Below are 11,659 nucleotides of genomic sequence, written 5' to 3' on the forward strand. Positions count from 1 at the left end.
GCCGCGCGCAAGCGCGCGCGGCGCGCTCGCGCGTGTGCCGGCGTTCAGTCGGCGGCGGCTTCCTCGCGCAGTTGTTCGGCGCGTTCGGGGGTCAGGTAATCGGTGATCAGCCGCCGCATCAGGTACAGCAACGGGATCAGCAGCACCGCCAGCAGCATCTTGCAGATGTAGTTCAGCGTGCTCACCGCCAGGAACAGCGGCATCGACCAGTGCTGCGGGCCGAGCACGAAGGCGATGTAGATCACCACGAAGCTGTCGATCAGCTGCGAGACCGCGGTGGAGCCGGTGGCGCGCAGCCACACGTGCTTCTCGCCGGTCACGCTGCGGATGCGGTGGAACACCGCCACGTCGATCAGCTGGCCGGCCATGAACGCGACCAGCGAGCCGGCGATGGTCCACATGCCCTGGCCGAACACCGCGGCGAACGCGGCCTGGTAGTCGGGCACGCCCTGGTTCTGCGCCGCGGTGACCCAGAAGCCGGCCGGGGCCAGTGCGATCGCGGCGAACGCGAACAGGAAGCCGTAGCCGATCAGCGCCACCGCCAGCCAGGAGATGAAGCGCACGCCGCGGCGGCCGAAGAACTCGTTGATGGTGTCGGTGAGGATGAACACCAGCGGCCACAGCAGGGTGCCGGCGGTGAAGTTCATCGAGCCGGTCTGCCCGAACAGGTTCCAGTTCAGCGGCGCGATGCCCAGGGTGTCTTCCAGGGCGAAGATCTTGACCCCGATGAACTCGGCCAGCGCGGCGTTGACGCAGAAGAACGCCGCCAGGGCGATGAACAGCCGGACCGCGCGATCGTCGAGCGTGCCGCGGCGCATGCGCGTCAGCGGTCCACGGTCCGGGTGAACGGCACGCTCTCCGGCGCCACCGCGCCGCCGGAGATGATGAAGCTCATGGCCTGGTCCACGCTCCAGTCGGTGGGCGTGAGCAACTCAACGGGCACGATCTCCAGGTAGCCGGAGGTCGGGTTGGGCGTGGTGGGTACGTACACCGCGGCCAGCTCGCGGCCGGTGCCATGTTCCTTGATCACCCGCGTGACCAGGCCCACCGACTTCATGTCGCGGTGCGGGAAGTCGATCAGCACCACGCGCTGGGTGCTGCCGGGCTGGGTCTGCAGGATGTCCACCAGCTTGCGCACGCTGTCGTAGACTACGCTGGCCAGCGGGATGCGGCGCACCACCGCCTCGAACCAGCGCAGCAGGCGCTGGCCGATCATGCGCCGGCTGAGGATGCCGACCAGCAGGATCACCGCCAGGGTGGCGATCAGGGCGATGGTGTTCTGCACCCATTGCGCGGTGGCCCAGCCCAGTTCGCGCGGGAATGAGGCGGCGATGCGCACCGACAGCGGCACCACCCAGGGGCTGCTGATGCCCGAGAGCAGCACGAACACGAACTTGACCACGACCCAGGTCAGCCAGATCGGCAACAGGGTCAGCAGGCCGGTGAAGAACAGCCGTTGCAGGGACGGGCGGGGAGCGGGAGCGGAGAGATCGGGCGACATCCGCGTAGTGTAGCGGCGCGTGATGGCCGTTGGTGCGGCGCCGCATGGTCTCGTGGCACGGCCGTGCAGCTGCGATTGGGTTGGAGCGTGCGCACGCTGCCCGAGCCGGCGCGCCGCGCACGCTGGCGGCGTGCTCGCCTTCGCAGGCGGTGTGTATGTCCGCCTGTGCGGATGCATGGCTGGCCTTGGCGAACCCGCTGGCCGCAGGGCGCGCTAGCGCGGCGGCTTGCGCTTGACGTACAACTGCTTGCGCGTCCGCGCCACCACCTCGCCCTGCGCGTCGACGACGTCGGTCTCGAACCAGCGCAGATGCTTGTCGCCACCGTCGGTGGCGGCGCGCAGTTCATCCAGCAGCGCCTGGTCCAGATCGAACTGTGCGCTGACCGTGCCGCGCCCCGGGCGCACGAACTCGATGCTGCCGGCCTTGTCCCAGACGTAGTAGTCGCGCCCCAGGTTGTGCATGGTCAGCAGCATCCAGAACGGGTCGGTCATGGCGAACAGGCTGCCGCCGAAATGGGTGCCGACGTAGTTGCGGTTCCATGGGCGCATGCGCAGTTCGACCCGCGCGTGGCGGTAGTCGGCGCTCAGTTCGGTCACGTGGATGCCGGCGAACAGGAACGGCGGCCACAGGTTCAGGCCCAGGCGGAACAGCGATGGCTTCATTGCGCGGCAGTGGCGGGAGCAGGGAATCGGAGGTTACCAGACGCATGCGTATGGTTGCTCCGGCGGCGCGCGCGTGCTGTCGGCGCTGGTGCGCTTGATCGGCGGCTGCAGCGGCCGCCGCCCGTCAGCGGGGGCGATGCTCCCGCGCCTCTTCCACGTCGGATCGAGGTCCCATCCCGGGTTGGCGATGCACGCGACCCGCCAACGCCAGCGCCGCGACAGCCTCAGAACAGCAGGGCGGACATCTTGCGGCGGTACTGTCCCACCAGATCCTCGTCCTCGATGACCCGGAACGCATCGATCAGCGCCTTCTTTGGCAGGCCGTCCTCGAACGCGCGATCCCGGCGCAGCATCTCCAGGAACTGCTCCAGCGCGGCCGCGTCGTCGCCGCCGACCAGGTGGCGCACGCCCAGCAGGTAGCGTGCCTTCAGATCGCTCGGATCCTGTGCCAGCGTGGCCTGCAGCGTTTCCAGCGGCGGCGCGGCCTGCAGCGCGCCGACGAAGCCCAGTCGCGCCCGTGCCCGCACCGCGCGCTCGTCGGTGGCCAGGTTGGCCGGCAGCGCGTCGATCAGCGTTTCGGCCTCGGCGGCGGCGCCGACCTTGACCAGGGCCAGGGCCAGATCCAGCTTCAGTTCGTCCTTGTCCGGCTCGGCCGCCACCGCCTCGCGCAGGCGCTGCACCTCGGCGTGCGGATCCAGCGGCGCCGCCGGCACGTCCTCGGCCGGTTCCTGCGCCGCCAGCGGCGTGATCCCATGCTGGGTCAGGAACTCGCGCAACTGGCCTTCGGGCAGCGCGCCGGGGAAGCCATCGACCAACTGCCCGCCCTGGACCAGGAACACCGTCGGCACCGAGCGGATCTGGAACGCCGCGGCGATCTGCTGCTCCTGGTCCACGTCGACCTTGGCCAGCACGAAGCCGCCGTTGTACTCGGCCGCCAGCTTTTCCAGGATCGGGCTCAGGGTCTTGCACGGGCCGCACCAGGGCGCCCAGAAGTCCACCAGCACCGGCGTCTGCAGCGAGCGCTGCAGCACATCGGCTTCGAAGGTCTCGGTCTTGGCGTCGAAAACGTGGGGCGTGTCGGACATGGGCAGTGTCATCGCAGGCGAGAGGACGCTCTGTATGGAGGCGCGGCGGCGCCGATGCAAGGGCGGGGTTGCCGCGCCACGGGTGCCGGCCGCGGCTGCAGCGGCGACAATGCCTGGTTTCAGGCGCCATGGCGGCGCGAAAGGACGGTAGCGGATGGGCGAAGTGAGCGAACGGGTGGTGCGCTGGATCGGGCCGCTGCTGGCGGTGGCCGCGGTGGCGGCGATGCTGGGCTTCGGCGCGGTCCTGCCCGGCTATCTGCCGTGGTCGCATCCGCTGGCCCTGCTCGGTGCGCGCGGCATTCCGCATGCCTGGGCCTTCAATCTGCTGGCGTTCGTGCTGCCCGGCTGCCTGGCCATGGGGCTGGCGCTGCGGCTGCTGCGTCGCGCCGGCCGCCAGGCGCCCTGGTCGTTGCGCGTGGGTGGGCAGTTGCTGCTGTTGGCCGGCCTGGCCTTCGCCGGCATGGGCCTGCTGCCGCTGGACCCGACCGACCTGGAGGCGCGCGCGACGCAGTTGCATGCCAGCGCCTGGTTGCTGTGGGTGGTGGCGCTGGTGGCGGCCGCGGCCCTGCTGGGGCTGGGCGCGCGCCGCGATCCCGCCGCGCGCGGCTGGGCCGCGCTGGCGCTGACGATCGCGCTGCTGGTGGCGCTGGGCGCGTTCGCGCTGGACCGGCTGTTGTCGCCGGCGTTGGCGCAGCGGCTGGTGTTCCTGCTGTGGTGGGGCTGGCTGGCGGTGCTGGCCTGCTGGCCGGGGCCGCAGGCGGGCCCGCACCGCGGCTGACCCTGCCGGGCTTGCGCAATCGGCCATTGCGGCGGGCTGCGGCAGGACCGATGCCGGGCGTGCGCGTGCGCGCCGCCAATCGCGCTGCGGCCGCGGTTCCGGCGCCTGCTGCAGGTCGCCACGACGCCCCCGCGCCGCTGCCGTCCGTCGCCGGGATTGGAGCGGCTTGCCGCGCTACGGTACCCTTGGCCGCTTTGTTGCCGCCTGGCCCTTGCCCGTTTCCATGTCCGCCGTCGAGCCCACCGCCTACGACCCGCAGCAGGTCGAATCGTCCGCCCAGCAGTTCTGGGACGCCACCCGCGCCTTCGAGGTCGACGAGACCTCCGACAAGCCCAAGTTCTACTGCCTGTCGATGCTGCCGTACCCGTCCGGGGCGCTGCACATGGGCCACGTGCGCAACTACACCATCGGCGACGTGATCAGCCGCTACCAGCGCATGATCGGCAAGAACGTGTTGCAGCCGATGGGCTGGGACGCGTTCGGCCTGCCGGCCGAGAACGCGGCGATCAAGAACAAGACCGCGCCGGCGAAGTGGACCTACGCCAACATCGACCACATGCGCAGCCAGCTCAAGTCGCTGGGCTACGCCATCGACTGGTCGCGCGAGTTCGCCACCTGCCGGCCCGAATACTACGTGCACGAACAGCGCATGTTCACCCGGCTGATGCGCAAGGGCCTGGCCTACCGCCGCAACGCGGTGGTGAACTGGGACCCGATCGACCAGACCGTGCTGGCCAACGAGCAGGTCATCGACGGCCGCGGCTGGCGCTCCGGCGCGCTGGTGGAAAAGCGCGAGATTCCGCAATGGTTCCTGCGCATCACCGACTACGCGCAGGAGCTGCTGGACGGCCTGGACCAGCTGCCGGGCTGGCCGGAATCGGTCAAGACCATGCAGCGCAACTGGATCGGCCGCTCCGAGGGCCTGGAGATCCAGTTCGACGTGCGCGACGCCGACGGCAGCGCGCTGGACCCGCTGCGCGTGTTCACCACGCGCCCGGACACGCTGATGGGCGTGACCTTCGTGTCCATCGCCAGCGAGCATCCGCTGGCGCTGCATGCGGCCAAGTCCAATCCCGAGCTGGCCGCCCTGCTGGCCGAGCTGAAGCAGGGCGGCGTCTCCGAGGCCGAGCTGGAAACCCAGGAAAAGCGCGGCATGGCCACCGGCCTGACCGCGGTGCACCCGATCAGCGGCGAGCAGGTGCCGGTGTGGGTCGCCAACTTCGTGCTGATGGGCTACGGCACCGGCGCGGTGATGGCGGTGCCCGGCCACGACCAGCGCGATTTCGAATTCGCCAACAAGTACGCGCTGCCGATCCGTCAGGTGATCACGCTGAAGGCTCCGAAGAACGATGAGGAGCGCACCTGGGAGCCGAACGTCTGGCGCGACTGGTACACCGACAAGACCCGCGAGTTCGAACTGGTCAACTCGGCCGAGTTCGATGGCCTGGACTACCAAGGCGCGTTCGAGGCGCTGGCCGAGCGCTTCGAGCGCAAGGGCCAGGGCCAGCGTCGCATCAACTACCGCCTACGCGATTGGGGCGTCAGCCGCCAGCGCTACTGGGGCTGCCCGATCCCGGTCATCTACTGCCCCAGCTGCGGCGCGGTGCCGGTGCCGGAAGATCAATTGCCGGTGCTGCTGCCGGAGAACGTGGCCCTGAGCGGCACCGGCTCGCCGCTGAAGACCGATCCGGAATGGCGCAAGACCACCTGCCCGCAATGCGGCGCGGCGGCCGAACGCGAGACCGACACCTTCGACACTTTCATGGAGTCGAGCTGGTACTACGCGCGCTACACCTCGCCCGGCGCCAAGGACATGGTCGACAAGCGCGGCAACTACTGGTTGCCGGTGGACCAGTACATCGGCGGCATCGAGCACGCGATCCTGCACCTGATGTACTTCCGCTTCTTCCACAAGCTGCTGCGCGACGCGCGTCTGGTGGACAGCGACGAGCCGGCGACCAACCTGCTGACCCAGGGTATGGTGATCGCCGAGACCTTCTACCGGCAGAACCCGGACGGCTCCAAGGACTGGATCAACCCGGCCGACGTGGACGTGCAGCGCGACGACAAGGCGCGGGTGATCGGCGCGGTGCATCGCGGCGACGGCCAGCCGGTGCTGATCGGCGGCACCGAGAAGATGTCCAAGTCCAAGAACAACGGCGTCGATCCGCAGGCCATGGTCGGCAAGTACGGTGCCGACACGGTGCGCCTGTTCTCGATGTTCGCCGCGCCGCCGGAGCAGTCGCTGGAGTGGAACGAGGCAGGCGTGGACGGCATGGCGCGGTTCCTGCGCCGGTTGTGGGCGCAGGTGCACAGGCACGTCGCCGACGGCGCCGCCCCGGCGCTGGATCCGGCCGCGCTGGACGCCGAGCACAAGGCGCTGCGGCGCAAGACCCACGAGACCATCGGCAAGGTCGCCGACGACTACGGCCGCCGCCACAGTTTCAACACCGCCATCGCCGCGGTGATGGAGCTGACCAACGCGCTGGCCAAGTTCGACGACGCCAGCGCGCAGGGCCGCGCGGTGCGCCAGGAAGCCCTGGAAGCGGCGGTGCTGCTGCTCAACCCGATCACCCCGCATGCCAGCCACGCGCTGTGGCAGGCGCTGGGCCATGCGCCGACGTTGCTGGAGGACGTGCCGTTCCCGCAGCCGGACCCGGCCGCGCTGGTGCGCGATGCGGTCACCCTGGCGGTGCAGGTCAACGGCAAGCTGCGCGGCACCATCGAGGTCGGCGCCGACACCCCGCGCGAGCAGATCGAGGCGCTGGCCCAGGCCGAGCCGAATGCGGCCAAGTTCCTGGAAGGGCTGAGCATCCGCAAGATCATCATCGTGCCGGGCAAGATCGTGAACCTGGTGGCGGCGTGAGCCGGCGCGCCGCTGCGGCCGCAGCGCGGCCGCGCGGTGCGGCAGGTCTCAACCCGCGTTCACGCGACGTGCGGCAGGCTAGCGGCCTGTTGCCGCGCCCAGCCGGCTCCTCCAGACTGTGTCCATGACCCGACTCCTGCTCGCTCTCGTCTTCGCGGCGTCCCTGACCGCCTGCGGTTTCCACCTGCGCAACAAGCTGACCCTGCCGGCCGACACGCCGTCGGTGAAGGTGGTGTCCTCGGCGCCGTACAGCGAGCTGGCCAAGCTGCTCGAGCGCGGCCTGCGCGCGGCCGGTGCGGAAATCGCCCCCAAGGACGTCAACACCGGCGTGGCCCGCCTGGAAGTGCTGTCCGAGCGCTGGGGCGATCTGCCGATCGCGCTCGACGCCGAAGGCCGTGCCCAGGAATACAGCCTGCGCTATGCAGCGATCTTCGTGTTCCGCCGCGCCGACGGCAGCGTGCTGGTGCCGCAGCAGGTGATCGAGCTGTCGCGCGACTACGTCTCGCCGCCGACCGACGCCACCGGTACCTCCACCGAGCGCGAGATCCTGGCCGACGAACTGCGCCGCGACATGTCGGCGTCGATGCTGCGCCGGATCGACAGCGTGGTGCGCGCGCAGGTGCGCGACGGCAAGAACGTCAATGCCGCGCCGCCGTCCACCGACGGCACGCCGGTGGAAGGCAAGCCGGCCGACGGCACGCCGCCCGCAGGCGAGCCGGCGACCACGCCGCAGCCTTGAGCCTGGTACTGCTGCCTTCGCCGCCGCACGCGGCGGCCGCGCCGTTCGCCGCAGGCGCGCGGCGATCGCCGCATCGGTCTGCCGCAGCGTAGGCTGTCCTCATGGAACTGCGTCCCGAACAACTCGCCACCCAGCCGGCAGCGCAGCCGCTGCAGCCGGTCTACCTGATCGCTGGCCCGGAAACCCTGCGCGTGCTCGAGGCGGCCGATGCGGTGCGCGCCCGCGCGCGCGCCGCCGGCATCGGCGAGCGCGAAGTGTTCGATGCCGACGGCCGCGATTTCGACTGGGGCCAGCTGTATTCCAGTTTCAACGCGCCCAGCCTGTTCAGCGCGCAACGCCTGATCGAACTGCGCCTGCCCAGCGGCAAGCCCGGCAAGGAGGGCGGCGAGGTCATCGCCGCGTTCTGCGCCGACCCGCCGCCGGACGTGGTGCTGCTGATCACCTGCAACGAATGGAGCAAGGCCCACCAGGGCAAGTGGGCCGACGCGGTCGCGCGCATCGGCACCATCGCTGTGGCCTGGGCGATCAAGCCGCACGAACTGGGCGACTGGATCGAGCGGCGCCTGCGCAGCAAGGGCCTGCGCGCCGATGCCGGCGCGGTGCAGCGCTTGGCCGAGCGGGTGGAAGGCAACCTGCTGGCGGCCGCGCAGGAGATCGACAAGCTGGCCCTGCTCGCCGACGGCCAGGGCCTGGACGTGGCGGCGATGGAGTCGCTGGTCGCCGACGCCGCGCGCTACGACGTATTCCGCCTGGCCGAGGCCACCCTCGGCGGGCAGGCTCCGGCGGTGCGGCGCATGCTTGCCGGGCTGCGTGCCGAAGGCGAGGCGGTGGCCGCGCTGCTGCCGATCCTGATCAAGGAACTGTTGCGGACCGCGGCGCTGGCCAAGGTGCAGGCCGCCGGCGGCAACCTGGCGGCCGAGATGAAGGGGCAGGGCATCTGGGAATCGCGGCAGGCGCCGTTCAAGCGCGCCTTGCAGCGCCACGCCGAACCGCGCCGCTGGGAGCGCTTCGCCGCCGAGGCCGGCCGCATCGACCGCATCGCCAAGGGCCGCGCCGACGGCGACGCCTGGATCGCCCTGGAGCGCCTGCTGCTGGCGATCGCCGAGGCGCGGGCGGTGCGGTTGTTGGTGGTATGAACGCGGGGATTGGGGAGTCGGGATTGGGGATTGGCAACAGCGGCGATCCCGCGCAGGCGGCTGATTCATCCCGAATCTCGAATCCCGAATCCCGGCCTCTCGCCCTCGTCTACGGCGGCACCTTCGATCCCATCCACAACGGCCACCTGGCGATCGCGCGGGCGGCGCGGGAGGCGTTCGGGGTGCCGGTGCGGCTGATGCCGGCGGCCGATCCGCCGCATCGGCCGGCGCCGGGCGCCGATGCGCAGCAGCGCTGCGCGATGCTGGCGCTGGCCATCGCCGACACGCCCGGGCTGGTGCTGGACCTGCACGAGCTGCGCCGCGCGCAGGCCCGGCCCGGCGTGGCCTCCTACAGTATCGACACGGTGCGCGAGCTGCGCGGCGAGCTCGGCGCCGAGGCGCCGCTGGCGCTGCTGATCGGCAGCGACAGCTTCGTCGGCTTCAGCGGCTGGCGCGAATGGCGGGCGCTGCTCGAGGCCGCGCATCTGATCGTCGCCGACCGCGCCGGCAGCGGCTGGGAGCGGGCGGTGCCGGCGGAGCTGGCGCAGGCGGTGGCCGGGCGCTGGGCCGACACGCCGCAGGCGCTGACCCGTGCGCCGGGTGGCCGGCTGTGGTGCCTGCGGCAGCCGCTGCGCAGCGAATCGGCCAGCCTGGTGCGCGCGCGCATCGCCGCCGGCGAGGACTGGGCAGCGTTGCTGCCGGCGCCGGTGGCCGCCTACATCCGCGAGCACCGCCTGTATGCGTCCGGCGCCGCTGGCTGAATACGCGCTTTGCCGGGGTCGCCTATAATTCGCCCCATTCCATCGAGTTCGCCGCTTTGTCCAGTCAAGCCCACGTCATCAAGACCCAAGTCCCCAATCCGCCGCCGCCGCTGCCGGTCCTGCTCGCCCACGTCCGCGAGGCGGTCGAGGAACTCAAGGCCAAGGACGTGGCGGAAATCGACGTGCGCGGCAAGTCCAGCGTCACCGACTACCTGGTCATCGTTTCCGGTACCTCCACCCGCCACGTCAAGTCGATCGCCGACGAAGTGATCAAGTACGCCAAGCGCCTGGACGTGATGCCGCTGGGCGTGGAAGGCGAGCGCGAGGCCGAGTGGGTGCTGGTCGATCTCGGCGACGTAGTGGTGCACGTGATGCTGCCGCGGGTGCGCGAGTTCTATGCGCTGGAGCGGCTGTGGACGGTCGGCGACCAGCCGCCGGGCGACGACGACGGCGACGACACGGCACGCGATGCCTAAGCGGCGCGATCCCGCGCGCAGCGTCGGCAGCGAGGCGTTGCCGGTCGGCCTGCGTGCCGGTGAGACCGTGTCGGCACCCGCGACGCCGGCACGCAAGCGTTTCGACTCCCTGGTCAAGCGCCTGGAACGCGCCCGTGCCCAGTTGCATGCGTGGCAGGAAGCGCTGCCGCGCTGGGAGCAGCGTTTCCACGAACAGATCGATCCCTTGCTGCAGGAGCGCGACGCGGCGCAGGTACAGTTGCTGCGGGAGCTGGACACGGCGCACGCTACCTGCAAGCTGAGCAAGCGCGATCGCGCCGATCTGTCCGAGATCATTTGCGAGTTGGCTGCCGTGTTGATTCAGGACGGCGACAGCGACGGGCTGAAGGAGATCTACGACCGCCATAGCCCGCTCGGCTTCGATCAGGGCCTGGCCGAATCCGAGGCATTGCTGACGTCGGTGATCGGCGAGGAATTCGGCCTGACCGAAGAGGAGCTGGCGCATATCCAGTCCCCCGAAGCGCTGTATGCGCAGGTCCAGGAGCGGCTGCACGCGCAGCAGGCACATGCAGCCGGGCGCGCCCAGCAGCGCGACAAGCGTCGCCGTGCCGGTGCCGGCAAGGCCGCGCAGGTCGCCGCCGATCCGCAACAGGCGCGTCGCGCGCTGTACCGCAACCTGGTCGCTGCACTGCATCCGGACCGTGAACCCGATCCGCAGCAGCGCGAGCGCAAGACCGCCTTGATGCAGCGCCTCAACCAGGCGTATCAGAACGACGATCTGCTGGCACTGCTGGAGCTGCAACTGGAAATCGGCCAGTTGGACCAGGCCGGCATCGCGGGCATGGCGGAGGAGCGCATCCGCGATTACAACAGCCTGTTCGCTGCGCAGTTGCAGCAGGTCGAGCAGAGCTTGGCTGTACTGGTCGATGATTTCACTGCGCGTTACGGTCTTTACGACGGTCGCGCCCCGCAGCCGCAGCGTCTGGATACGCTGCTGGCGCAGATCAAGCGGCAGGTGCAGGAGGAGATCCGCTCCTGTGCCGACGACCGCGCCGCCGTGCGGAGTGCCGATACGCTCAAGCAATGGCTGAGGCGCGAGCGTGCGCGGCTGGCGGCCGAACAGGAGCTGGACGACCAGTGGTACGACGCCATGTTGCTGGACGAGCGCTGGTGATGCGTCCTGCGTGCGCGCAGCGATGAAAGCGCGTCTCATCGCCACCGGCGAGCGCGCCCCGACCTGGGTGGCGCAGGGGTTCGCCGAGTACCGCAAGCGGCTCTCGCACTGGCTGCCGCTGGATCTGGTCGAGATCGAACCCGGCCTGCGCGGCAAGGGCCGCGATGCGCAACGCGCGATCGAGGACGAGGGCCGCCGCGTGCTCGCCGCGCTGCCGAAGAACGCGCTGGTGGTGGCGCTCGACGTGCCCGGCAAGCAGCACAGCTCCGAGCAACTGGCGCAGCGCATGGAACACTGGCGCGGTCAGGGGCGCGACCTGGCCTTCCTGATCGGCGGGCCCGAGGGTCATTCGCCGGAGGTGCTGGCGGTCGCCAGCGAATCCTGGTCGCTGGGGCCGCTGACCCTGCCGCATATGCTGGTGCGATTGGTGGTGGCCGAGCAGTTGTATCGCGCCGCGGCGATGCTGGCCAACCATCCCTACCATCGCGCCTGATCGCGGAT

General features: G+C 70.3%; 12 protein-coding genes. 8 read left to right on the forward strand and 4 right to left on the reverse strand.

The window, feature by feature from the left end; all coding sequences use genetic code 11:
• Window positions 1–44: 44 nt before the first annotated feature.
• From GGR71_RS06245 to trxA, 4 genes are all read right to left on the reverse strand, one after another.
• Complete coding sequence (locus GGR71_RS06245; protein ID WP_160961107.1) at window positions 45–818, reverse strand: queuosine precursor transporter; 774 nt, start codon at window positions 816–818, stop codon at window positions 45–47.
• A gap of 5 nt (window positions 819–823) precedes the next feature.
• Complete coding sequence (locus GGR71_RS06250) at window positions 824–1,501, reverse strand: DUF502 domain-containing protein (RefSeq protein WP_160961105.1); 678 nt, start codon at window positions 1,499–1,501, stop codon at window positions 824–826.
• Window positions 1,502–1,714: 213 nt separating this feature from the next.
• Window positions 1,715–2,164, reverse strand: a complete 450-nt coding sequence (locus GGR71_RS06255; RefSeq protein WP_160961102.1) for a DUF4442 domain-containing protein — start codon at window positions 2,162–2,164, stop codon at window positions 1,715–1,717.
• Between the two features lie 224 nt (window positions 2,165–2,388).
• A complete protein-coding gene (gene trxA, locus GGR71_RS06260; protein WP_237474408.1) occupies window positions 2,389–3,249 on the reverse strand; it encodes a thioredoxin in 861 nt (286 codons plus the stop codon).
• A 154-nt stretch (window positions 3,250–3,403) separates the two neighbouring features.
• Here trxA and GGR71_RS06265 point away from each other — a divergent pair, with 154 nt between their 5' ends.
• The 8 genes from GGR71_RS06265 (at window position 3,404) to rlmH (ending at window position 11,651) form a co-directional block, all read left to right on the forward strand.
• The gene (locus tag GGR71_RS06265) at window positions 3,404–4,027 is read left to right on the forward strand and encodes a DUF998 domain-containing protein (RefSeq protein WP_160961097.1); all 624 of its coding nucleotides are present in this window, start codon (window positions 3,404–3,406) and stop codon (window positions 4,025–4,027) included.
• 223 nt (window positions 4,028–4,250) lie between these two features.
• Complete coding sequence (gene leuS, locus GGR71_RS06270) at window positions 4,251–6,893, forward strand: leucine--tRNA ligase (RefSeq protein WP_160961094.1); 2,643 nt, start codon at window positions 4,251–4,253, stop codon at window positions 6,891–6,893.
• Window positions 6,894–7,017: 124 nt separating this feature from the next.
• Window positions 7,018–7,632 carry an LPS-assembly lipoprotein LptE gene (locus GGR71_RS06275; protein WP_048491015.1) on the forward strand — a complete coding sequence of 205 codons (615 nt, stop codon included), beginning with the start codon at window positions 7,018–7,020 and terminating at the stop codon, window positions 7,630–7,632.
• A 101-nt stretch (window positions 7,633–7,733) separates the two neighbouring features.
• The gene (holA, locus tag GGR71_RS06280; RefSeq protein WP_160961091.1) at window positions 7,734–8,768 is read left to right on the forward strand and encodes a DNA polymerase III subunit delta; all 1,035 of its coding nucleotides are present in this window, start codon (window positions 7,734–7,736) and stop codon (window positions 8,766–8,768) included.
• On the forward strand, window positions 8,765–9,529 hold the full coding sequence (gene nadD / locus GGR71_RS06285; protein WP_237474407.1) for a nicotinate-nucleotide adenylyltransferase: 765 nt from the start codon (window positions 8,765–8,767) through the stop codon (window positions 9,527–9,529). Before holA ends, nadD begins: the two co-directional genes overlap by 4 nt.
• Window positions 9,530–9,585: 56 nt before the next feature.
• On the forward strand, window positions 9,586–10,005 hold the full coding sequence (gene rsfS, locus GGR71_RS06290) for a ribosome silencing factor (protein WP_160961088.1): 420 nt from the start codon (window positions 9,586–9,588) through the stop codon (window positions 10,003–10,005).
• A complete protein-coding gene (locus tag GGR71_RS06295) occupies window positions 9,998–11,158 on the forward strand; it encodes a J domain-containing protein (protein ID WP_184451739.1) in 1,161 nt (386 codons plus the stop codon). The genes rsfS and GGR71_RS06295 overlap by 8 nt, the downstream gene beginning before the upstream one ends.
• 22 nt (window positions 11,159–11,180) lie before the next feature.
• The gene (rlmH, locus tag GGR71_RS06300) at window positions 11,181–11,651 is read left to right on the forward strand and encodes a 23S rRNA (pseudouridine(1915)-N(3))-methyltransferase RlmH (RefSeq protein WP_160961086.1); all 471 of its coding nucleotides are present in this window, start codon (window positions 11,181–11,183) and stop codon (window positions 11,649–11,651) included.
• Window positions 11,652–11,659: the final 8 nt, after the last annotated feature.

The organism is Xanthomonas sp. F1, from assembly GCF_014199855.1.